The sequence below is a fragment of the Streptococcus sp. 544 genome (genome assembly GCF_013277385.1).
GTDB classification, from domain to species: domain Bacteria; phylum Bacillota; class Bacilli; order Lactobacillales; family Streptococcaceae; genus Streptococcus; species Streptococcus mitis_BA.
This window is the reverse complement of the sequence record NZ_VMMU01000010.1, coordinates 26,373-49,596: the sequence shown is the minus strand read 5'-3', so window position 1 is coordinate 49,596 and position 23,224 is coordinate 26,373. Positions and strand designations below refer to the sequence as shown.

General features: G+C 39.9%; 17 protein-coding genes. 16 read left to right on the top strand and 1 reads right to left on the bottom strand.

Going from position 1 to position 23,224, the window contains the following annotated elements:
* The first annotated feature begins 61 nt into the window (after positions 1–61).
* From HT728_RS05750 to adcA, 12 genes are all read left to right on the top strand, one after another.
* Positions 62–1,366 carry a radical SAM protein gene (locus HT728_RS05750; protein WP_173228924.1) on the top strand — a complete coding sequence of 435 codons (1,305 nt, stop codon included), beginning with the start codon at positions 62–64 and terminating at the stop codon, positions 1,364–1,366.
* Positions 1,367–1,634: 268 nt separating this feature from the next.
* On the top strand, positions 1,635–3,212 hold the full coding sequence (locus tag HT728_RS05745; RefSeq protein WP_173228922.1) for an ABC transporter ATP-binding protein: 1,578 nt from the start codon (positions 1,635–1,637) through the stop codon (positions 3,210–3,212).
* Positions 3,213–3,423: 211 nt separating this feature from the next.
* Entirely contained in the window at positions 3,424–4,602 is a 1,179-nt protein-coding gene (locus HT728_RS05740; RefSeq protein WP_173234308.1) for a ryptide export MFS transporter, read from the top strand.
* A gap of 309 nt (positions 4,603–4,911) precedes the next feature.
* On the top strand, positions 4,912–5,043 hold the full coding sequence (locus HT728_RS05735; protein ID WP_000813667.1) for a teichoic acid D-Ala incorporation-associated protein DltX: 132 nt from the start codon (positions 4,912–4,914) through the stop codon (positions 5,041–5,043).
* 20 nt (positions 5,044–5,063) lie between these two features.
* Entirely contained in the window at positions 5,064–6,614 is a 1,551-nt protein-coding gene (dltA, locus tag HT728_RS05730; RefSeq protein WP_173234306.1) for a D-alanine--poly(phosphoribitol) ligase subunit DltA, read from the top strand.
* On the top strand, positions 6,611–7,855 hold the full coding sequence (gene dltB, locus HT728_RS05725) for a D-alanyl-lipoteichoic acid biosynthesis protein DltB (RefSeq protein WP_173234304.1): 1,245 nt from the start codon (positions 6,611–6,613) through the stop codon (positions 7,853–7,855). Before dltA ends, dltB begins: the two co-directional genes overlap by 4 nt.
* Positions 7,856–7,867: 12 nt before the next feature.
* Positions 7,868–8,107: a D-alanine--poly(phosphoribitol) ligase subunit DltC gene (dltC, locus tag HT728_RS05720; protein ID WP_000351967.1), complete on the top strand. Its 240-nt coding sequence runs from the start codon at positions 7,868–7,870 to the stop codon at positions 8,105–8,107.
* Positions 8,100–9,368 carry a D-alanyl-lipoteichoic acid biosynthesis protein DltD gene (gene dltD, locus HT728_RS05715; RefSeq protein ID WP_173234302.1) on the top strand — a complete coding sequence of 423 codons (1,269 nt, stop codon included), beginning with the start codon at positions 8,100–8,102 and terminating at the stop codon, positions 9,366–9,368. The genes dltC and dltD overlap by 8 nt, the downstream gene beginning before the upstream one ends.
* Before the next feature lie 152 nt (positions 9,369–9,520).
* Positions 9,521–9,961 carry a zinc-dependent transcriptional regulator AdcR gene (gene adcR, locus HT728_RS05710; RefSeq protein WP_050208104.1) on the top strand — a complete coding sequence of 147 codons (441 nt, stop codon included), beginning with the start codon at positions 9,521–9,523 and terminating at the stop codon, positions 9,959–9,961.
* Positions 9,961–10,665 carry a metal ABC transporter ATP-binding protein gene (locus HT728_RS05705; protein WP_173234300.1) on the top strand — a complete coding sequence of 235 codons (705 nt, stop codon included), beginning with the start codon at positions 9,961–9,963 and terminating at the stop codon, positions 10,663–10,665. The genes adcR and HT728_RS05705 overlap by 1 nt, the downstream gene beginning before the upstream one ends.
* Positions 10,658–11,464, top strand: a complete 807-nt coding sequence (locus HT728_RS05700; protein WP_000950038.1) for a metal ABC transporter permease — start codon at positions 10,658–10,660, stop codon at positions 11,462–11,464. The genes HT728_RS05705 and HT728_RS05700 overlap by 8 nt, the downstream gene beginning before the upstream one ends.
* 9 nt (positions 11,465–11,473) lie before the next feature.
* Positions 11,474–12,979, top strand: coding sequence for a zinc ABC transporter substrate-binding lipoprotein AdcA (adcA, locus tag HT728_RS05695; protein ID WP_173234298.1), 1,506 nt, complete (start codon positions 11,474–11,476; stop codon positions 12,977–12,979).
* Between the two features lie 974 nt (positions 12,980–13,953).
* On the opposite strand, the gene HT728_RS05690 is transcribed toward adcA, so the two are convergent.
* Positions 13,954–14,811 carry a 5'-nucleotidase, lipoprotein e(P4) family gene (locus HT728_RS05690; protein WP_173234296.1) on the bottom strand — a complete coding sequence of 286 codons (858 nt, stop codon included), beginning with the start codon at positions 14,809–14,811 and terminating at the stop codon, positions 13,954–13,956.
* Positions 14,812–15,068: 257 nt separating this feature from the next.
* On the opposite strand from HT728_RS05690, the gene HT728_RS05685 reads away from it, so the two are divergent.
* The 4 genes from HT728_RS05685 (at position 15,069) to HT728_RS05670 (ending at position 22,592) form a co-directional block, all read left to right on the top strand.
* A complete protein-coding gene (locus HT728_RS05685; protein WP_004235732.1) occupies positions 15,069–15,953 on the top strand; it encodes an SPFH domain-containing protein in 885 nt (294 codons plus the stop codon).
* A gap of 184 nt (positions 15,954–16,137) precedes the next feature.
* Complete coding sequence (locus tag HT728_RS05680) at positions 16,138–19,926, top strand: sugar-binding domain-containing protein (RefSeq protein ID WP_173234294.1); 3,789 nt, start codon at positions 16,138–16,140, stop codon at positions 19,924–19,926.
* 1 nt (position 19,927) lies between these two features.
* On the top strand, positions 19,928–21,616 hold the full coding sequence (locus HT728_RS05675; protein ID WP_173234291.1) for an alpha-L-fucosidase: 1,689 nt from the start codon (positions 19,928–19,930) through the stop codon (positions 21,614–21,616).
* 100 nt (positions 21,617–21,716) lie between these two features.
* Entirely contained in the window at positions 21,717–22,592 is an 876-nt protein-coding gene (locus tag HT728_RS05670; protein WP_173234289.1) for an Rpn family recombination-promoting nuclease/putative transposase, read from the top strand.
* Positions 22,593–23,224 lie beyond the last annotated feature (632 nt).

Here is a 23,224-nt window from a genome sequence, read left to right as displayed (position 1 = left end):
TATTTGAGCGATAGGATTTTTCGAAGTTGTCACCATAATTATGAATTTTGAGGTATTTAATATGCAAGTTCTATCTCCATATATTTTAAGAAAGAAAAGTGAAACAGGAGAATTATTTTTCAATAGTAAAAATAATCATTCTTTTTTCATTACAAATGATTTACAAGATGTTATGGAAAATGATTTAGAGATTAAGGAACAATATGAAAATTATTTGAATAAGTATAATTATTTTCAAGAAGAAAATGAATTCGAGAATACAATAGATTATGTTAAAAATAGTGAAACGGAGACGTTAGAATTTACAATTTTAACACATGGAGACTGTAATTTTAGATGTAAATATTGTTATGAAAAATTTGAAAATATAAAAATGAGTAAAGAAACAGAGATTGCGATAGTTGAATTTACAGAAAAACTATTATCTGAATCTATGTTTAAATCTTTACATGTATCATGGTTTGGAGGAGAGCCTTTATTAGGGCTAAAAACGATAAAGAATCTTTCAAAAAAATTTATTAGTATTTGTTCTCAAAATGGACTTGATTATTCTGCTAGTATAACAACTAATGGATATTTGCTTAATGAACGAATGATTCATCAGTTAATTCTAGACTATCGCGTTAATAATTTTCAGATAACAATTGATGGAGATGAGGAAAGTCATAATTTTCAAAGAGTGTTGCGTAATGGAAAGGGATCATATATCAAAATACTCGAGAATATCAAAGGTTTACAAAATTCAAATTTGAATTTTTATTGTAATTTAAGATTTAATATATCGAAAGAAAATTTTAATAATGTTAAGATTTTTTTAGATTCAGATGGGAAATATTTTAAGCATGATAAACGATTTAGATTTTATTTTTATAATGTAGGTAGTTGGGGTTGTGGGGAGCGTGCCCAAAATTATAAAGTGACATTACCTAATTCAGATGCTAGTTTTGAATTATCAAAGTTTGCCATAAAAAAAGGTTATAATGTTCCTGCTGCTAGAGGTATAATAACAAATTTGTTCAACTGTTATGCAAATAGAAAAAATCACTATACTATTAATGTAAAGGGTGTAATTCAAACTTGTACGGTTGCCTTGTATTCTAATTCTAATATATTTGGAAGTGTACATGCTAAGTTTAATAAGGAAAAGTTTGATAAATGGCACTTAAACATGGATTCAGATTGTAAGCAGTGTCCTATTGTTTTAATTTGTAAATCAGGATTTTGTCCGCCCAAACATAGAAGTAATAAGCAAAGAACATTATGCAATCAAATAAAAAAGAAAATTGATAAAAATCTAGAATTATTTATGTTAAATAAGGAATATTGTGATTATCTTGATGCAATAAGAGAGGGGGTGAAAAGATGATTGTAATTGAAAATAAGAGTACTACTCAACTTGATATACTTGTACTCCGTGATCATTATTGCGATGAAGATGGAAATGAGTTTTAGATTGATTTTTAAAATATAAATCGAAATTTAGTTAGTCTAGTTCAGGAGGTAATCACTCTTAATAAACAGCATCATATATAGGTTAGTTAAATTATTGTATAGTCTCAGTTGGAGTTAATTTGTTTATAACTTTTAGACTGAGGCTTTTATATCTATTCGCTTTCTTTTAGATAGGCTTATTTATGAAATTTCTAAAATACATTAAAACTAATATTTTTATCTATTTTTTAATAGGAGTGCTTTTGAATAGTGGGATGGCTCTAATAAAGCCATTGTTATTGGATAAGCTATTGAATATTCGTGAAGAGCAACTTACAATTGGTACAATTTCATACTTTGTTTTATATGGACTGTGTTTGCACCTGTTTTTTTATAGCACGATGTTGCTAGCAAATTTTGTCAGTAATAATCTGCAGCGTCATCTACAAATTCGTTTAAAAGATCAGCTTATCAAGAAACTATTTTTGAAGGAAAATGTTGTATATGATGAAAAAGTTTCAATTGTTACACAAGATATGGAACTGCTCTATAATCGCTTCTTTTTACCCCTGGATATGATAGTTGGAAGAGTTTTTATACTTTGTACAACGATTGTTTTTATTTTGGTGCAAAATTTTTGGCTTGGTATTGTTTTTATCGTGTTCTCTTTTCTTCGACCATTACCTCAATGGGTAATGAATAATCATTTAATGAAAAGTGGTGCAAATTTTTCGGAAATGCAAAAAGCTTTTCATCTATCTGTAGGAGATTTTTTTAAGGGAGCAGATACGATATATTTTTATGGCGCTAGTAAAGAAAACCTTGCTAAGATGAGAAAAAACAACGAGTGTTACGAGAACGCTCGTTGGAAAAATGAATGGACTAGCAATGTCGTTTATTTTTTCAATGGTCCTTTAGAATTCCTTAGTCAGGTACTACCTCTTGCACTTGGTCTTTTATTACAAAAGAGCGGTATAGAGTTAACAACAGCTAGTTTGGTCTCTATGTATATAGCTACAATGAATCTTAGCGGACCTATTCAAAGAATTATGTATAGCATATCTGATATACAGCGATCGCAAACAGTGAAAGAAAAAATATTTTCATTATTGGAAGAATCTTGTTTAGAAACATCATATCCGACAGTCGAATCTTTAGCTGAGCTAGTTTTGGAGGGTGTTTCAAAACAGGTTGGAGAGCAAGTGCTCTTTTATGATTTGTCACTTAGATTAACCAAGCCAAGTAAAGTTTTAATAAAGGGAGCTAGTGGTACCGGAAAGTCAACTCTCCTACAGTTGGTAGCAGGAAAGATAAGTCCGAATAGTGGTAGAATTATCGTACGTGATAAATCAGGTCGAGAATTTACTCATTATCAAGGGAATGTCGCTTATATCTCTCAGAATCCATTTTTCAGACATGGGACAATTCGAGAAAATTTAACATTAGGACAGGAGATTTCAGATAAAGAATTACTCTGTTGCCTAGAACAAGTTGGCTTAACGAATGAAATCACTAATATCTTGGATTATCAACTGATAAATAATGGAGAAAACATTTCAGGTGGGCAACGTTTACGACTTGAATTAGTTCGCTGTCTGCTTCGGAAAAAAGACATTGTGTTGGCGGATGAGGTTACATCATCCTTAGACAAGGACAATGCATATCAAGTGCGCCAGTTACTTTTGCAGTTGCCTATCATTTTGATTGAAGTTGCTCATCATATTGATTCAGAAACGGTTTATAATCAAGTAATTGATTTGGGAAAATATAGAATAAAATAAATAGACTTGTTCGGCATCTTGCTAGCCATAATATATGTGTTATATTATGGATTGTTTTAGCTGATTTAAAGATGTGAGAACTAAAAACTATGGCTAAGTTGGAATGTTAAAAATTCAATTTCTGACCACCTAATCTTGTGTCAAATAGTTATCAAACAAAGTCTACTATACCATTTATCAGTTAAATATTTTTATGTTATAGGAGCGCTACATGTCTAATTCATTTGTCAAGTTGTTAGTCTCTCAATTGTTTGCAAATTTAGCAGATATTTTCTTTAGAGTAACAATCATTGCTAACATATACATTATTTCAAAATCAGTAATTGCCACGTCATTAGTTCCCATTTTAATAGGGATATCCTCTTTTGTTGCGAGTCTTTTAGTTCCTTTAGTTACTAAAAGGATAGCGCTAAATAGAGTTTTATCTTTATCCCAATTTGGAAAGACTATATTATTGGCGATACTGGTAGGAATGTTTACCGTAATGCAATCCGTAGCGCCTTTGGTAACCTATCTATTTGTTGTGGCAATTTCAATATTAGATGGTTTTGCAGCACCTGTTTCCTATGCTATTGTGCCACGCTATGCGACCGATTTGGGTAAGGCTAATTCAGCCTTATCAATGAGTGGTGAAGCTGTTCAGTTAGTGGGTTGGGGATTAGGTGGACTCTTGTTTGCAACAATTGGTCTTTTACCTACCACGTTTATCATTTTAATGTTGTATATAATTTCTAGCTTTCTGATGTTATTTCTTCCTAACGCTGAAGTGGAGGTGTTAGAGTCAGAAACTAATCTTGAAATTTTGCTCAAAGGTTGGAAGTTAGTTGCTAGAGATCCTAGATTAAGACTTTTTGTATCAGCAAATTTATTGGAAATTTTCTCAAATACGATTTGGGTTTCTTCCATTATACTTGTTTTTGTAACTGAGTTATTAAATAAAACGGAAAGTTACTGGGGATATTCTAATACAGCATACTCTATTGGTATTATAATTAGTGGCTTAATTGCTTTTAGGCTATCTGAAAAGTTCCTTGCTGCTAAATGGGAAAGTATTCTTTTTCCTCTTGTAGCCATGGCAATAGTGACACTGACTATTCTATATTTTCCAAATGCACAGATGTTTTTATTATTTTCAGCTTTAGTTGGTATGTTATCGCAGCTAAAAGAAGTTCCTGAAAGGGTATTTCTTCAGGAAACAGTAGAGGAAAATCATTTGGTTAATGTCTATTCTGTTCTTGAAGTGATTTCGACATTAGCATTTTCAGTATTTGTTTTGCTAATGAGCTATATTACTGAGAGTTTTGGTATTAGCATCAGTTTTTGGCTATCAGCCATTTGTCTGATGATAGAAGCTATTTTAATTTATATCAGACGAGATTATTTTAAATAAGAGACTGGTTAAAAAGTCTTGAGAAATTAGAAAAGCGCATAGTATCAGGTGTTGAAAACTTGATATTGTGCGTTTTATTATGGAAAGATTTACCTCATTTTCTACTGAAATTGAGTTTTTGCCCAGGATCACTCTATTTGAAATATACATAGAAAAACTGCATAATTTTAAAATTAGCTTAAATATAATGAAAATCTACGGTAAACAATTGAAAAAATACTATATAAAGTGGTACAATGGTAGAAAAATAAGCTAGTAAGAATCACTCTTATTTTAGCGAAAAATTACAGAAATGAATGGTTTTTCTTTATGAAACAGAGAAAAGAATTGTACCTCTTTCTTGGTCGGACAGCCTTGTATTTTCTTATCTTTCTGGGGCTGCTGTACTTCTTTAGCTATCTTGGTCAGGGTCAAGGAAGCTTTATCTATAATGAATTTTAACTTGAAGGAGAATTCCTATTGTGTCACATAAACCAATAGTAGATATGATTGAAACCATAGAGCATTTTGCTCAGACCCAGCCTAGCTATCCTGTTTACAATGTTTTGGGGCAGGAACACACTTATGGCGATTTGAAGGCTGATTCGGATAGTTTGGCTACAGCCATTGACCAACTAGGCTTGCTTGAAAAGTCTCCTGTGGTTGTTTTTGGTGGCCAAGAATATGAAATGTTGGCAACTTTTGTAGCGCTGACTAAGTCAGGTCATGCCTACATTCCCATTGATAGCCATTCGGCCTTGGAGCGAGTTTCGGCTATTTTAGAAGTAGCGGAGCCAAGTTTGATTATTGCCATTTCAGACTTTCCTTTGGAGCAGGTTTCTACACCGATGATGACTCTAGCTCAGGTTCAAGAAGCCTTTGCTCAAGGGACTAGCTATGAGATCACGCATCCAGTCAAGGGCGATGATAATTACTACATTATCTTTACTTCTGGTACGACTGGTAAGCCAAAGGGAGTGCAGATTTCCCATGATAACCTCCTCAGCTTTACCAACTGGATGATTACGGATAAGGAATTTGCGACGCCAAGTCGTCCGCAAATGCTGGCTCAACCACCTTATTCATTTGACCTGTCTGTCATGTACTGGGCACCGACCTTGGCACTTGGTGGGACGCTTTTTGCTCTTCCATCTGCCATTACTCAGGACTTTAAGCAACTCTTTGCGACTATCTTTTCATTGCCAATCGCTATCTGGACATCAACCCCTTCTTTTGCAGATATGGCCATGTTGTCTGAAGCCTTCAACAGTGAGAAAATGCCTGGAATCACGCATTTCTACTTTGATGGCGAAGAATTGACGGTTAAAACGGCTCAAAAACTGCGCGAGCGTTTCCCAAATGCCCGTATTATCAATGCCTACGGCCCAACAGAAGCGACAGTGGCTCTGTCAGCAGTTGCCGTGACAGATGAGATGCTAGCGACTCTCAAACGCCTACCAATCGGCTATACCAAGGCTGACTCTCCAACCTTTATCATTGACGAGGAAGGCAATAAATTGCCAAATGGTGAACAGGGAGAGATCATTGTGTCAGGGCCAGCTGTTTCAAAAGGCTATATGAACAATCCTGAAAAAACAGCAGAAGCCTTCTTTGAGTTTGAAGGTCTGCCAGCCTATCACACAGGCGATGTGGGAACCATGACAGATGAAGGCTTGCTTCTCTACGGCGGACGCATGGACTTCCAGATTAAGTTCAACGGTTACCGCATTGAGTTAGAAGATGTCTCTCAAAATCTTAATAAGTCTCGCTATATCGAGTCTGCTGTCGCAGTACCGCGTTATAACAAGGACCACAAGGTACAAAATCTACTGGCCTATGTCATCTTAAAAGACGGTGTTCGTGAGCAGTTTGAGCGTGATATCGATATTACTAAGGCCATCAAGGAAGATTTGACAGACATCATGATGTCCTACATGATGCCGTCTAAATTCCTTTATCGAGACAGTTTGCCACTGACTCCAAATGGAAAGATTGACATCAAAGGATTGATTAACGAGGTGAATAAGAGATGATGGAGTTTTTTCAACAGCTTCCTCATTTAGAGCCATATGGCAATCCTCAGTATTTTGTTTATGTGATTGCTGCAACCTTGCCCATCTTTATCGGTCTTTTTTTCAAGAAACGCTTTGCCTGGTATGAAGTACTGGTTAGTCTCTTCTTTATCGTCACCATGTTGGTAGGTGGGAAGACCAATCAATTGGTTGCCTTAGGTATTTACCTTTGCTGGGAGATATTGCTCCTGCTCTTCTACAAGCACTATCGAAAAAGCAAGGATGGCAAGTGGGTCTTCTACTTAGTTAGTTTTCTGTCCCTACTTCCGATTATCTTTGTCAAGGTGCAGCCGGCTATCAATGGAACGCAGTCTTTGCTTGGGTTCTTGGGAATTTCTTACCTGACTTTTCGTTCGGTTGGGATTATCATCGAGCTGAGAGATGGAGTGATTAAGGATTTTACCCTCTGGGAGTTCCTTCGTTTCCTTCTCTTCATGCCGACTTTCTCGAGTGGTCCAATCGATCGCTTTAAGCGTTTTAATGAAAATTATCAGACCATTCCTGAGCGGGATGAGTTGATGGATATGCTGGATGAATCCGTTCGCTATATCATGTGGGGATTTTTGTACAAGTTTATCCTAGCTCATGTTTTAGGAGAAACTTTACTACCTCCTCTAAAGAATCTAGCCCTGCAATCAGGTGGCTTCTTTAACCTCTATGCCTTGGCAGTTATGTATACCTTTGGTCTGGAACTCTTCTTTGACTTTGCAGGTTATTCTATGTTTGCCTTGGCCATTTCAAATTTGATGGGGATCCGTAGCCCGATCAACTTTAACAAGCCCTTTTTATCAAGGGATTTGAAGGAGTTTTGGAATCGTTGGCACATGAGTCTTTCTTTCTGGTTCCGTGACTTTGTCTTTATGCGAATGGTCATGGTGTTGACCAGAAAGAAGGTCTTTAAAAATCGCAATGTAACCTCAAGCGTGGCTTATATTGTAAATATGCTGATTATGGGATTTTGGCATGGAGTGACCTGGTACTATATCGCCTATGGACTCTTTCATGGGATTGGACTGGTCATCAATGACGCTTGGGTTCGTAAGAAAAAAACGCTCAATAAGGAGCGGAAAAAAGCAGGGAAGCCTGCTCTACCTGAGAATCGCTGGATTCAGTTGCTTGGCATGGTTATCACCTTCCATGTCGTCATGCTGTCATTCTTGATCTTTTCTGGATTTTTGAATGATTTATGGTTTAAAAAATAAAGGAAATAAAATATGGATATCAAATCAGAAGTTATCGAAATTATTGATGAGTTGTTTATGGAAGATGTTTCTGACATGATGGATGAAGATCTTTTTGACGCAGGTGTCTTGGATAGTATGGGAACGGTTGAATTGATTGTGGAGATTGAAAACCGTTTTGACATTCGTGTCCCTGTAACAGAGTTTGGTCGTGATGACTGGAATACAGCTAATAAAATTATAGCTGGCATTGTGGAGCTACAAAATGCTTAAACGCTTATGGATGATCTTCGGACCGGTCTTGATAGCTGGTTTGTTGGTTTTTCTGCTCATTTTCTTTTATCCTACTGAGATGCGTCATAATCTAGGAGCTGAAAAGCGTTCAGCGGTGGCTACTACTATCGATAGTTTTAAGGAGCGAAGTCAAAAAGTCAGAGCACTATCTGATCCAAATATGCGTTTTGTTCCTTTCTTTGGCTCCAGTGAATGGCTTCGTTTTGACGGTGCTCATCCTGCGGTATTAGCTGAGAAATACAATCGCTCCTACCGTCCTTATCTTTTAGGACAGAGGGGAGCTGCCTCGCTCAATCAGTATTTTGGGATGCAACAGATGCTGCCACAGCTGGAGAATAAACAAGTTGTGTATGTTATCTCACCTCAGTGGTTCAGTAAAAACGGCTATGAGCCAGCAGCCTTCCAGCAGTATTTTAATGGAGACCAGTTGACCAGTTTTCTGGAACATCAATCTGGAGATCAGGCTAGTCAATATGCGGCGACTCGCTTACTACAGCAGTTCCCAAACGTAGCTATGAAGGATTTGGTTCAGAAGTTGGCAAGTAAAGAAGAATTGTCGACGGCAGACAATGAAATGATTGAATTATTGGCTCGTTTTAATGAGCGCCAAGCTTCCTTTTTTGGTCAGTTTTCGGTTAGAGGCTATATCAACTACGAGAAGCATGTATCTAAGTATTTAAAGACCTTGCCAGATCAGTTTTCTTATCAAGCCATAGAAGATGTTGTCAAAGCAGATGCTGAAAAAAATACTTCCAATAATGATCTGGGAATGGAGAATGATTTCTATAATAAGCAGATCAAGAAGGATTTGAAGAAATTAAAGGATTCTCAGAAAAACTTTACCTACCTTAAATCACCGGAGTATAATGACCTGCAGTTGGTGTTAACCCAGTTTTCTAAATCTAAGGTAAACCCGATTTTTATCATTCCACCTGTTAATAAAAAATGGATGGATTATGCTGGTCTACGAGAGGATATGTACCAACAAACGGTGCAGAAGATTCGCTACCAGTTAGAGAGTCAAGGTTTTACCAATATAGCAGATTTTTCTAAGGATGGCGGGGAGTCTTTCTTTATGAAGGACACCATTCACCTTGGTTGGTTGGGTTGGTTGGCATTTGACAAGGCAGTTGATCCTTTCCTATCCAATCCCACACCAGCTCCGACTTACCATCTGAATGAGCGCTTTTTCAGCAAAGATTGGGCGACTTATGATGGAGATATCAAGGAATTTCAATAGATAATAGTATGGAAGAGTTCAAGAATAAAGCCGATTTTTACGTTTTTTCTTGACTCTTTTTTTGCTTGTGATATAATTAACTGGTAAATAAAATTCTACAGAATAGTATTTTTGTCTTAAAAAAGAAAAGTCCAGAAGGAAAGGAGTCAGATATGAGACAGCTAGCGAAGGATATTGATGGCTTTTTGAATGAGGTAATTTTGCAGGCGGAAAACCAACATGAAATCCTAATAGGTCATTGCACTAGCGAGGTGGCCCTGACTAATACCCAGGAGCACATTCTTATGCTCTTGTCAGAGGAATCTTTAACAAATTCAGAGTTGGCGCGTCGCCTCAATGTCAGTCAGGCAGCAGTTACCAAGGCTATTAAGTCTTTGGTCAAGGAAGGGATGTTGGAAACATCTAAAGATCCTAAGGATGCGCGTGTGGTTTTTTATCAGTTGACTGACTTGGCTCGTCCAATCGCTGAGGAGCATCATCATCACCATGAGCATACACTTTTAACCTATGAACAAGTGGCGACTCAGTTTACTCCAAATGAACAAAAAGTGATTCAGCGGTTTTTGACTGCTTTAGTAGGAGAAATCAAATAATGAGATATATTACGGTAGAGGATTTGTCCTTCTATTATGATAAGGAGCCTGTTCTTGAACATATCAATTATAGTGTTGATAGTGGGGAATTTGTTACCTTGACAGGGGAAAATGGGGCAGCTAAGACGACACTGATTAAGGCCAGTCTTGGAATTCTCCAACCACGCATTGGCAAGGTGACCATTTCAAAGACAAATACTCAGGGAAATAAATTGAGAATAGCCTATCTTCCCCAGCAGATTGCCAGTTTTAATGCTGGTTTTCCAAGTACGGTTTATGAATTTGTCAAGTCGGGTCGCTATCCGAGAAAAGGCTGGTTCCGTCGCTTGAATGCTCATGATGAGGAGCATATCAAGGCTAGTCTGAACTCAGTTGGCATGTGGGAACATCGAGACAAACGCTTGGGTTCTCTATCTGGGGGACAAAAGCAGCGAGCGGTGATTGCGCGCATGTTTGCTTCGGATCCAGATGTGTTTATCCTAGATGAGCCGACAACGGGGATGGATGCAGGAAGTAAAAATGAATTTTACGAACTCATGCACCACAGCGCCCATCATCATGGCAAGGCTGTTTTGATGATTACCCATGACCCTGAAGAAGTTAAGGACTATGCGGACCGCAATATCCATCTAGTCCGTAACCAAGACTCACCATGGCGTTGTTTCAACGTTCATGAGAATGACCAGGAGGTGGGCCATGCTTAGTTTATTATCTTATGACTTTATGCAACGCGCCTTTCTGGCGGTTATTGCTATGAGTCTTTTCTCGCCAGTTCTTGGAACCTTCCTTATCTTGCGTCGTCAGAGTTTGATGAGTGATACTCTTAGCCACGTCTCGCTGTCGGGTGTAGCTTTTGGTCTGGTTCTGGGGATTTCTCCGACTGTTTCTACGATTGCTATTGTCTTGATTGCGGCGGTCTTTCTGGAGTATCTCCGTACGGTTTACAAGAGCTTTATGGAAATCGGGACAGCTATCCTCATGTCAACAGGTCTGGCTGTTTCTCTGATTGTTATGAGCAAGGGTAAAAGCTCCAGTTCTATGAGTTTGGACCAGTATCTTTTTGGTTCGATTGTGACCATCAGTGAGGAGCAGGTCATTTCCCTCTTCGTCATTGCGGCGGTTGTTTTGATTTTGACCTTCCTCTTCCTTCGTCCTATGTATATCTTGACCTTTGATGAGGATACAGCCTTTGTGGATGGTTTGCCCGTTCGTACCATGTCTATTCTTTTTAACATGGTTACAGGAGTGGCCATTGCCCTTATGATTCCTGCTGCAGGAGCTCTTCTGGTATCGACCATTATGGTCTTGCCAGCTAGTATTGCCCTGCGTCTGGGGAAAAACTTTAAATCGGTTATGCTACTTGCCAGTGCGATTGGATTTTTGGGAATGGTGGCAGGACTTTACATTTCCTACTATGCAGAAACACCTGCAAGTGCAAGTATTACCATTATTTTTGTAACTGTTTTCTTGCTAATCAGTTTAGTAAGACGTTTTATCAAATAGGAGAAGAACATGAAAAAAATTAGCTTATTACTAGCCAGTCTATGTGCCTTGTTTTTAGTGGCTTGTTCCAATCAAAAACAGGCAGATGGCAAACTCAATATCGTGACAACCTTTTACCCTGTCTATGAATTTACCAAGCAAGTCGCAGGAGATACTGCTAATGTAGAACTCCTCATCGGTGCTGGTACAGAACCTCATGAATACGAACCGTCTGCCAAGGCAGTTGCCAAAATCCAAGACGCAGATACCTTCGTTTATGAAAATGAAAACATGGAAACATGGGTTCCTAAATTGCTAGATACTTTGGATAAGAAAAAGGTGAAAACCATCAAGGCGACAGGTGATATGTTGCTCTTGCCAGGTGGTGAGGAAGAAGAGGAAGACCATGACCATGGAGAAGAAGGCCATCACCATGAGTTTGACCCCCATGTTTGGTTATCACCAGTCCGTGCCATTAAACTTGTAGAGCACATCCGTGATAGCTTGTCAGCAGATTATCCGGATAAAAAAGAGACCTTTGAAAAGAACGCATCTGCCTATATCGAAAAATTACAAGCCTTGGATAAGGCTTATGCAGAAGGCTTGTCTCAAGCCAAACAAAAGAGCTTTGTAACGCAACACGCAGCCTTTAACTATCTTGCCTTAGACTATGGACTCAAACAAGTCGCAATCTCAGGTCTCTCTCCAGATGCAGAGCCATCAGCAGCTCGCTTGGCAGAATTGACAGAGTACGTCAAGAAAAATAAAATCGCCTATATCTACTTTGAAGAAAATGCTTCACAAGCTCTTGCTAACACACTTTCAAAAGAGGCAGGTGTCAAAACAGATGTCCTTAATCCTTTAGAAAGTCTGACAGAAGAAGATACCAAGGCGGGAGAAAATTATATCTCTATCATGGAGAAAAACCTCAAAGCTTTGAAACAAACAACAGACCAAGAAGGTCCAGCTATCGAGCCTGAAAAGGCAGAGGATACCAAGACAGTCCAAAATGGTTACTTCGAAGATGCAGACGTCAAGGATCGCACCTTGAGCGACTATGCAGGCAACTGGCAATCAGTTTATCCTTTCCTTGAAGATGGAACTTTTGATCAGGTCTTTGACTACAAGGCTAAGTTGACTGGTAAGATGACTCAGGCTGAGTACAAGGCCTACTATACAAAAGGCTATCAGACAGATGTCACTAAGATCAACATCACTGATAACACTATGGAATTTGTTCAAGGTGGACAAAGTAAGAAATTCACCTACAAGTATGTTGGTAAGAAAATCTTGACTTATAAGAAAGGCAATCGTGGTGTGCGCTTCCTCTTTGAAGCGACAGATGCGGACGCTGGACAGTTCAAGTATGTTCAGTTTAGTGACCACAATATCGCCCCAGTTAAGGCAGAACATTTCCATATCTTCTTTGGAGGCACAAGCCAAGAAGCCCTCTTTGAAGAAATGGATAACTGGCCAACCTACTACCCAGATAACCTATCTGGACAAGAAATCGCCCAAGAAATGTTGGCGCATTGATGAGAAATCGACTAGTTCATAAGAGCTAGTCGGTTTTTAGATATTAGATGGCTAACTTCATTATAGACCTTTCCAGAACTTTAAAAAATAAATAAAACTCTTGAAATATCTGGGCTTATATGCTAGAATGTTGTTAGTGTATAAGGTTCATTAGAACACCAAAGCCCCTAACTATTGCCGTAGTTAAGGGCTTTTTTGACGTATCTTAGCGATTTAACGGGTGTTGATAGGCTAGTCAGTCGGTCTACTTCTTACCATCTAGCCATTTGCAAACGAAATACAAGATAATTCCTGCGATGACGTCCGCTATAATAGTAAGAGCAATCTCAGGTATAAGGCTCATTAGTTTCACCTCCTCTCACGAACCCATAGGAACGTAATCGGTAACCGATGACCAAAATAGTATACCACAATAAATTTAGACCATCAACCTTACTTAATGCTTGAAATATTAGGACTTATATGCTAGAATGTAGTTAATTGATAAGGTTCATTAGAACACCAAAGCCCCTAACTATGGCCGTAGTTAAGGGCTTTTTTTACGTATCTTAGCGATTTAACGGGTGTTGATAGGCTAGTCAGTCGGTCTACTCCTTACTATCTAGCCATCTGCAGACGAAATACAAGATAATTCCAGCTATAACATCCGCTATAATAGTAAGAGCGAGCTCTATGATAAGGCTCATTAGTTTCACCTCCTCTCACGAACCCATAGGAACGTAATCGGTAACCGATGACCAAAATAGTATACCACAATAAATTTAGATCATCAAGGGCACTTAATTCTTGAAATATCGGATCTAAGAGAAAAATCTTTAAAATCAAAAAACGTATAGTATCAGGTGTGTAAAAGTTTGATGTTATATCAATTATAAAAGTGGATAGGAAAGTTTTCTGATTATCAGAATTCCTTCCTATCCACTTTTTGAAGATTGTAAGTTAGCTTTATTTTATATAGAATTAGTTTATTTGTTTTATTTATCAAAACCTTGCAAGGCTTTTTGGCGTTCTTCTACTTGACCTTTAGCATCTAGTTTGTTACCACCGTATACAGCTGATTCCCATGATCCGTACATTGGATTTGGGAAGATGATGAATTTTTCACCGAATTCTTTTTGCAATTCTTCAAGTTGTTTATCACGGTCAGATTCAGAAGTCTTAGAAAAATCTGCAAAGTCTACGAGGTTATCACCAAATAATAAGATAAGATTTGTTTTTTCTTGAACTTTTTGGCGACGACCTTCTTTGGATTTTACACCACTTTCTAAGAACATGAGATGATCACGTCCTTGAACAGGAATTCCTTCACTTTCAAGATTTTTAATGGTAGCATCTACTTGATTAGCTGAGCGGTCAGAAATATAGTAGATTTGGACACCGTTTTGATCAGCAAACTGAAGAAAATCCTTGGCACCTGGGACAGCTTTTGCTGTAGCTTTTTGAACCCAAATATCCCAATTTTCGGGTGTAAATGCTGTACCGTCTTTAACATTTTGTACTTGATAAGGGCTATTATCTAGGACAGTTTCATCCAAGTCTAAAACGATAGAGTAAGGTTTGTCTGATTCTGTTTTGAGCAATTCCTTTAGGTGATTTGTTGCAACGTTATAACCCTGTATGTATAAAGCTTTAGTTTCAGCTGATTTTTGATACCAAAGGGTTGACATAGTGTTTTCTCTTGACCGTAGTTGGTCATATGTCAATGTAATCTGATTATCAGATGAGCTATTATTGCTTGTCTGTGTTTCTGTAGACTTTGTTGCACAACTAGCCAATAAGACGACAGAAGCAAGTGCAGAAAGGATTGTAACAGTAGTTTTTGCTGTTTTCATGAAATATCTCCTATTCATTAATTTCAATAAATAGTATAGCACGAGAGAAAAGTTAAGGCAAGTCATTCTCTGACTATGGATGTAGATTCTATAGAAGTTAATATAATGAAAAAAGCGATTGCTAACTTGAAATGTCGTTTCACCTCTAATTATTGACATTTCAGGAAAAATCGCAGTAAAAACTGCACAACCTTCTTTAAATGTGCTATAATACAGGAAAAATAATGATGGAGGTCGCAATAATGGCAACATTTTTGATGATTTTTGTGGTGGTTTGTGTGCTCCTATTGGTGATAGTCACACTGAGTACAGTTTATGTGGTTCGTCAGCAGTCGGTGGCGATTATTGAACGCTTTGGGAAATACCAAAAGGTTGCCAATAGTGGTATTCACATTCGCTTGCCCTTTGGGATTGACTCGATTGCAGCGCGGATTCAGTTGCGCTTGTTGCAAAGCGATATTGTGGTTGAGACTAAGACCAAGGACAATGTGTTCGTTATGATGAATGTGGCGACTCAGTACCGTGTCAATGAGCAGAGCGTGACAGATGCTTACTATAAACTCATGCGTCCAGAATCTCAGATTAAATCTTATATCGAAGATGCTCTTCGCTCTTCTGTTCCCAAATTAACCTTGGATGAATTATTTGAGAAAAAAGATGAGATTGCCCTTGAAGTTCAACACCAAGTGGCGGAAGAAATGACAACTTACGGTTATATTATCGTGAAAACCTTGATTACTAAGGTGGAACCAGATGCAGAAGTTAAGCAATCCATGAATGAAATCAATGCGGCGCAACGTAAGCGGGTTGCAGCGCAAGAATTGGCAGAAGCTGACAAGATTAAAATCGTCACTGCAGCTGAAGCCGAAGCAGAAAAAGACCGTCTTCATGGTGTGGGGATTGCCCAACAACGTAAGGCGATTGTGGATGGATTGGCAGAGTCTATCACAGAACTCAAGGAAGCCAATGTTGGCATGACAGAAGAACAAATCATGTCCATTCTTTTGACCAACCAGTATTTGGATACCTTGAATACCTTTGCCTCTAAAGGAAATCAGACTATCTTTTTACCAAATACTCCAAATGGTGTAGATGATATCCGTACACAAATCTTGTCAGCCCTTCGCGCTGAGAAGAAATAATAGACTAAAGAGCTTGGCAACAGGCTCTTTTTGTATTACCCTTGTAGCTTTGAGGATTAAAATCCTCCTCCACAAATTATAGAATCTTTTCTGAGGATTTAGGGAGTGATAGAGGAAGTCTTGAAAGCGCTTTTGTTTTGTGCTATAGTCAAGTATATCGATTCGTTTAAAGAGGAATGCTTGTATGAGAAGAGAAGAAGTTTTACGAAATCACTGGTTTTTTAGCCAAGAGGTGGGGAAGGAAGAGGCCTTGGCGCCGGATTTTCAGAGGGAAAATTGGCAGGCCATTCAAGTGCCGCATGACTGGAGTATTTACAATGATTTTGACCAGTATTCGCCAGCGCAAAATGAGGGTGGTCAGTTAAACGGGGGTCAAGCCTGGTACCGGACGCAGTTTTACTTGGAAGAAGATGCCAGTCTTGTATCGGTGCGTTTGTTGTTTGACGGGGTTTACATGAATGCTCAAGTCTATATCAACGGGCAAGTGTTGGGCTATTATCCCAGTGGCTATACGCCTTTTTCTTATGATATCACGCCTTATCTAAGAAATGATGGGACGGCCAACCAGCTTGCGGTTTTTGTGGAGAATCAGCAACCTAGCAGTCGTTGGTACTCGGGTAGCGGTGTTTACCGAGAAGTGAAATTGTTGATTACAGATGCAGTTCATCTGGATTTGTATGGGATTAAGATAGAAAGTCCCAAGCTCAAAGAGCAAAGGCAATCTTGGGTGGAAACCCAGCTTACAAGTAAGGTTTCAAATGATGGACTTCAGTCCGTGTCGGTGTATTTGGAGCAGAGTATCTGGTATGATGGGCAGCAACTGTCAGACTGGCAGGCGACAGACTCTCTAGTGATTGAGTCTGGGGACAAATATTCTTTCCAACAAGCCATATCAATTTTCCAACCTTTGCTTTGGGATATTGACCATCCTCATCTCTATCAGTTGAAGACTCGCATCTACAAAAATGGCATTTTGGTTGATGAAGGAGAGGAGAGCTTTGGTTACCGCTATATGGATTGGCAAGCGGATAAGGGCTTCTTTCTAAATGGTCGCTGGTTGAAGATTCATGGGGTTTGTTTGCACCATGACTACGGAGCTCTGGGAGCTGTGGAAAACAGGTCAGCTGCCGAGAGACGCCTGCGCCAAATGAAGGAAATGGGTGTCAATGCGATTCGAATCACCCATAATCCAGCTAGTAGTATTTTGCTGGATGTAGCTGCCAAAATGGGCCTACTCATCCAAGAAGAAGCCTTTGATACCTGGTATGGAGGCAAGAAAGAATATGATTATGGTCGCTTTTTTGAGGAAGAAGCGACTCATCCAGAAGCGAAAGCAGGCGATTTCTGGTCAGATTATGATTTGCGCACTATGATTGAACGTGGTAAGAACAATCCAGCGATTTTTATGTGGTCCTTGGGAAATGAAGTCAGCGAAGCAGATGGCGATACTCATTCATTGATGACTATCAAACGCTTGCTAGAAAGAGTCAAGGAGGTTGATGATAGCCGTTTTGTGACCATGGGAATGGATCAGTTCCGCTTTGGAGATGGTTCTGGAGGTCATGAAAAGATTGCTGATTTGCTGGATGTGGTAGGCTTGAATTACTCGGAAGATAATATTGATAGGATTCGTAAAAGACATCCCAAGTGGCGACTTTACGGGTCTGAAACCTCATCGGCTACCCGAACGCGTGATAGCTATTTTCGCCCAGCTAAGGAATGGGTTGGGGATAATCGCCACGTGCGGAATTTTGAACAGTCAGACTATGGCAATGATCGGGTTCCTTGGGGGAAGACGGCGACGGCTTCTTGGATAGCAGATAGAAATCGGCTAGACTATGCGGGTCAGTTTATCTGGACAGGAGTGGACTATATAGGTGAGCCGACTCCTTGGCACAATCAAAATGACACGCCTGTAAAGAGTTCCTATTTTGGGATCGTGGATACGGCAGGGATTCCTAAAAATGACTATTATCTTTACCAAAGTCAGTGGGTGGACCTAGATCAGCAGCCTATGGTTCATATCTTACCTCACTGGAATTGGGAAATCCACAAGAGTTATCAACAAGTTGTGGATAAGTATGGGGATATCCCTGTTCGAGTCTATTCAAATGCTGGTTCAGTAGAGCTATTTCTCAATGGGAAATCCCAAGGCAGAAAGACTTTTCAGGAAAAATGGACTTCAGGCGGTAGAAAATACCAAGAGGGAGAAGGTTCTGGCCAACTCTATCTTGAATGGCGTTTGGCTTATCAACCGGGAGAATTGCGTGCTGTAGCTTATGACCGTCAAGGTCAGCTTGTGGCAGAAGATAGGGTGGTGACTGCAGGTAAGCCTGCTAAGATTGGGTTACATGCCGAGAAATCACAACTGGAGCCAGATGGGCAAGACCTCCTCTATCTCTATTTTGATGTATTGGACCAAGCTGGAAATTGGGTTCCGACTGCTTCCAATCAGCTTCATTTTAAAATTGAAGGCCCTGCTCGTATTGTGGGTGTGGATAATGGAAGGCAGGCCAGTCATGAACGTTACAAGGCTCAGAAAAATGGTCGGTTTAAGCGGAAAGCCTTTCATGGCAGAGGTGTCCTCTTAGTTCAGAGCTTGGAGCAGGCAGGTCTAGTCAGAGTAAAGGCCAGTGCCAGAGGGCTAGAGCCAGCAAGTTTTGATCTCTTAGTGGGAGAGGCTTTGGCTACCCAACCAGTGAAAAATAAGCGCTTGTTTGAGATTCGAGTGAACAAGCAGGCAGAATTACAAGAAGGGGATTCCCCAGCCATTGGACTTTATCCACAAACTGTGGATAACCCTGTGAACAAGGTGGGGAATAGTGAAGTGATTTGGGAGATGAGTGGCAGTGCCCACGCCATTATCAAGCAGGGAGTGCTTCATTGCTTGTCTGCAGGGGACTTGGCTATTCGCGCCATTTATCAAGGAAAGACCTATCAAACTCATTTGCAGGTCTCAGAAAATAGCTCACTAGGGCAGGCAGTTTCTGTACGACCACTTCGCTTGTATACAGCTAAGGGGACTTATCCACAGCTTCCGTCCTCGGTCTTGGTGGACTATGAGTCAGGCGATGCAAAACGAGTCAAGGTTGTCTGGGAGGAAATTCCTAAAGAAGCTTTGGAAAGCTTTCATGAGTCTACGGTATCTGGTCAGCTAGAGGAGTTGGATTTAAAGGCCTCTGCTCAGGTTTGTGTCCAAGGGATTTGCACTATTGAGCCTGAAAAAGTTTGGACGCTTGTCAAGGAAGCCCCACACTTACCAGACCGAGTCAAGCTAGTCTTATCAGATGGTAGACGAGATACGGCCAAGGTGACTTGGGATGAACTCGAACCTCAAGTCTATGCTCAGGTAGGAGAAAGTGTGCTCACAGGGCAGGTAGCGGGCTGTGAGTTGCCAGCAACAGTCACCATTCATGTGACAGATGCCAGTGTAGATGGAGAAGTTATTTCCAATCAGTGGACAGGGTCCAACCTGCCTCTGGTCTTTGCTTCTCACTCAGAGCCAAATCACCCAGCCTCTTATCTCAATGACAAGGTCATTGCACGTAAGAAATCAACAGCCAATACTTGGATTGCCAAGTCAGATCAAGCCAATGTCGGCATTCTGTTTGGAGATGCAGGGATTTTAAAACCGCGATTTGTGGATAACCTGACCTTGTATTATGTTGAGAATCAAGACTATGTGGCTGTTGAGCCGGCCTTTATCGATTATTATGTAGGGAATGAACCTAGCTTGCCTCGGACTCCCAACAATTTGGATAAGGATTCCCTGCTCAAGCAAGAGGAGAATTGGCGACCTGTATCAGCTATCCGAGAAGTTTCAAGCGACAAGGATGAAGGGCTTCGTTTTGAATTTGACAAGGTGGAAACTTATGCCCTTCGTCTTCGATTTGAAGGCTTGAGCAGTCCCCTAGCGTTAACAGAATTGCAAGTGTATGCAAAAAAAGTAAAGAAAAATGTAGATAGGAAGTAACATGGTAAGAGAAATAAAACCGCATGGCCCCTTGCCTAGTCAGGCCCAGCTAGCTTATTTAGAGGATGAACTAACAGCCTTTATCCATTTTGGGCCTAATACTTTTTATGACCAGGAATGGGGGACAGGTCAGGAGGATCCTGGGCGATTTAACCCGACAAGGTTAGATGCGCGTGAGTGGGTTCGCGTGCTCAAAGAAACGGGTTTTAAGAAGTTGATTTTGGTGGTCAAGCACCATGATGGCTTTGTCCTCTATCCGACGGCTTATACGGATTATTCGGTCAAGGCCAGTCCTTGGAGGAATGGGGAGGGGGACTTGCTCCTTGAAGTATCCCAAGCTGCCACAGAGTTTGATATGGATATGGGGGTCTACCTGTCACCCTGGGATGCCCACAGCCCTCTCTATCATGTGGACCGAGAAGCGGACTATAATGCCTATTATCTGGCACAGCTGAAGGAGATTTTATCAAATCCTGCCTATGGAAATGGAGGGAAATTTGCTGAGGTCTGGATGGATGGTGCCAGAGGAGAGGGCGCTCAAAAGGTCAATTATGAATTTGAAAAATGGTTTGAAACCATTCGTGACCTGCAGGGCGATTGCTTGATTTTTTCAACAGAAGGAACCAGTATCCGCTGGATTGGCAATGAACGAGGATATGCAGGTGATCCTCTGTGGCAAAAGGTGAATCCTGATAAACTAGGGACAGAAGCAGAGTTGGACTATCTTCAACATGGGGATCCCTCGGGTACGATTTTTTCAATTGGTGAGGCAGATGTTTCCATTCGGCCAGGCTGGTTTTACCATGAAGAGCAGGATCCTAAGTCACTTGAGGAGTTGGTCGAAATCTACTTTCACTCAGTAGGGCGAGGCACGCCACTTTTACTCAATATTCCGCCGAATCAAGATGGGCTCTTTGACGATAAAGATATCAAGCGCCTCTATGAATTTGCGGCCTATCGCAATGAGCTCTATAAAGAAGATTTGGCTCTGGGGGCCAAGGTATCTGGTCCAGCTCTTTCTGCAGACTTTGCCTGTCATCATCTGACAGATGGCCTTGAGACCAGTTCTTGGGCAAGCGATGTAGGCTTGCCAATCCAGTTAGAACTCGACTTAGGTTCTCCTAAAACTTTTGATGTAATTGAGTTAAGAGAAGATTTGAAGCTAGGGCAACGAATCGCTGCTTTTCATGTGCAAATAGAGGTGGACGGCGTCTGGCAGGAATTTGGTAGGGGCTTTACAATTGGTCATAAACGCCTCTTGCGAGGTTCGCTAGTAGAGGCACAGAAGGTGCGCGTGATGATTACAGACTCACAGGATTTACCTGTATTGACCAAGATTTCACTCTATAAAACTCCTAGCTTATCAAAAAAAGAAGTTGTTCAGGGACTAGCATTGGCAGAAAAAAGCCTAGCTGTAGCAAAGGGAGAGACTCTTCATTTTAGGATTGAACGTAGCGAAAGTAATATTCCTTTGGAAGCTAAGATTTCGATTCAACCGGGGACAGGTGTCCATGGTGTCGCCTATCAGGACGATATTCAAGTCCTTCAATTCCAAGCAGGGGAAATCAAAAAAGATTTGACCATACCAACCCTGTATTTTGCTGCTGATAAGACCTTAGATTTCTATCTAAATCTGACTGTTAATGGACAGTTGGTTGATCAAGCTCATATTTTAGTTGAAACGAGATAAAATATCTTCACAATTCATTTCTTTTCCGAATAAATAGATAGAACCATCGAATCTAGCAAAATTAGATTTAAAACTATGGTATAATAGAAGGAGGAAATGGATGACTTTAAGACATCCGGGCATCAGCCCAACCAATGATTTGGTTGCTAAGAAAATTTTCAGCAATCCAGAAATCACTTGTCAATTTATCCGCGATATGCTGGACTTGCCAGCAAAAAATGTAACCATTTTGGAGGGAAGCAATATTCACGTCTTGCCTTCTTTACCCTACTCGGCACAGGATTTCTATACCAGTATTGATGTCTTAGCTGAGTTGGACAATGGAACCCAAGTTATCATTGAGATTCAAGTGCATCATCAGAATTTTTTCATCAATCGCCTGTGGGCTTATCTGTGCAGTCAGGTCAATCAAAACCTAGAAAAAATTCGCCAACGAGAAGGTGATACACACCAGAGCTATAAACACATCGCACCAGTATACGCTATCGCAATTGTCGATAGTAATTACTTCTCAGATGACTTGGCTTTTCACAGTTTCAGCATGCGCGAGGATATGACAGGTGAGGTCTTAACTATCACAAATAACGGACAAGAAAATCATCTGGTTAAGATGGCGTTCTTGGAATTAAAAAAATACAGAGAAACCAGCAAAGACGAGGTTCGCAAGCCGTGGTTAGAGTTTTTCGGCAACAAACCCTTTACCCAACAACCTGAGCGAGCCATCAGCCAAGCAGACCAACTGCTAGACTACAAGAGCTGGTCCGAGGAGGACAGGAAAATGTTTAGTCAACTACGTATGCGTGAAGAACAAGCCTTGTTAGCACAGGACTATGCCTTGGAACAAGCGGAGGAGCGTGGTCGAGCTGAAGGTGGTTTCGCGATGTTAGCAAATCTAGTTCGTCAAGGTCTTCTGACACCTGAGATTGCCAGTCAGCAATTAGGCATGACTGTGGCTGAGTTTGAGGCATTGCTGTAAATAGGAACAGATGACATGTTGCCAAAATGAGGTAGCATGTTTTATTTTAGCTTTAGTTGTTAGTTGCAACAGGCAGACCAGCCAGAGAATGCTAATACTTTTAGGTCGTAATTAGGATGTGGAAGTCAGTCATATTTCTACGGTGAGGCGACTCTGGCGTGTTTAGCCTTTGAATTTTAAGAGAATAGTGCATATGAGAGATAGGGTCTGGTTCTGTTGGGCTCTGCTAGAAAGCTATCAGAGAATCTGAGCATTTAACTGACAGGTTCTATTTTTGGAAGAAAAAAAGCCAAAAACCTAAAAATCCTTGTATATTTATTTTACGAATATTTTGTTCAAAAAAACAAGAATAGTTCCTTTTAGGTATCAAAGTTATCTGCTTTTCAAAATAAAAAGAATTTATTCAAATTCATTTCCGAATTTTAGTTTTCAAGGAAATATAACAATATATAGAAAATTAAAGCATTTTCCTGATTTTAAAGTTAAAAAATTCATAATTTTGATTATAAAAACGAACGAATTGTAAAAATTGTCTGAAAATGTTTTTTTTTTTAGTAAATTTGATGAGCATTTAGTTTGCATATATATCACTTATCATGTACAATGAAGAAGTAAAGTATCATATGCAAAAC

Bases quoted from the DNA above. Each gene is read 5' to 3' on its own strand.
- HT728_RS05750 (WP_173228924.1), top strand. From the start codon at position 62: ATGCAAGTTCTATCTCCATATATTTTAAGAAAGAAAAGTGAAACAGGA.
- HT728_RS05745 (WP_173228922.1), top strand. From the start codon at position 1,635: ATGAAATTTCTAAAATACATTAAAACTAATATTTTTATCTATTTTTTA.
- HT728_RS05740 (WP_173234308.1), top strand. From the start codon at position 3,424: ATGTCTAATTCATTTGTCAAGTTGTTAGTCTCTCAATTGTTTGCAAAT.
- HT728_RS05735 (WP_000813667.1), top strand. From the start codon at position 4,912: ATGAAACAGAGAAAAGAATTGTACCTCTTTCTTGGTCGGACAGCCTTG.
- dltB (WP_173234304.1), top strand. From the start codon at position 6,611: ATGATGGAGTTTTTTCAACAGCTTCCTCATTTAGAGCCATATGGCAAT.
- dltC (WP_000351967.1), top strand. From the start codon at position 7,868: ATGGATATCAAATCAGAAGTTATCGAAATTATTGATGAGTTGTTTATG.
- dltD (WP_173234302.1), top strand. From the start codon at position 8,100: ATGCTTAAACGCTTATGGATGATCTTCGGACCGGTCTTGATAGCTGGT.
- adcR (WP_050208104.1), top strand. From the start codon at position 9,521: ATGAGACAGCTAGCGAAGGATATTGATGGCTTTTTGAATGAGGTAATT.
- HT728_RS05705 (WP_173234300.1), top strand. From the start codon at position 9,961: ATGAGATATATTACGGTAGAGGATTTGTCCTTCTATTATGATAAGGAG.
- HT728_RS05700 (WP_000950038.1), top strand. From the start codon at position 10,658: ATGCTTAGTTTATTATCTTATGACTTTATGCAACGCGCCTTTCTGGCG.
- adcA (WP_173234298.1), top strand. From the start codon at position 11,474: ATGAAAAAAATTAGCTTATTACTAGCCAGTCTATGTGCCTTGTTTTTA.
- HT728_RS05690 (WP_173234296.1), bottom strand. From the start codon at position 14,811: ATGAAAACAGCAAAAACTACTGTTACAATCCTTTCTGCACTTGCTTCT.
- HT728_RS05685 (WP_004235732.1), top strand. From the start codon at position 15,069: ATGATTTTTGTGGTGGTTTGTGTGCTCCTATTGGTGATAGTCACACTG.
- HT728_RS05680 (WP_173234294.1), top strand. From the start codon at position 16,138: ATGAGAAGAGAAGAAGTTTTACGAAATCACTGGTTTTTTAGCCAAGAG.
- HT728_RS05675 (WP_173234291.1), top strand. From the start codon at position 19,928: ATGGTAAGAGAAATAAAACCGCATGGCCCCTTGCCTAGTCAGGCCCAG.
- HT728_RS05670 (WP_173234289.1), top strand. From the start codon at position 21,717: ATGACTTTAAGACATCCGGGCATCAGCCCAACCAATGATTTGGTTGCT.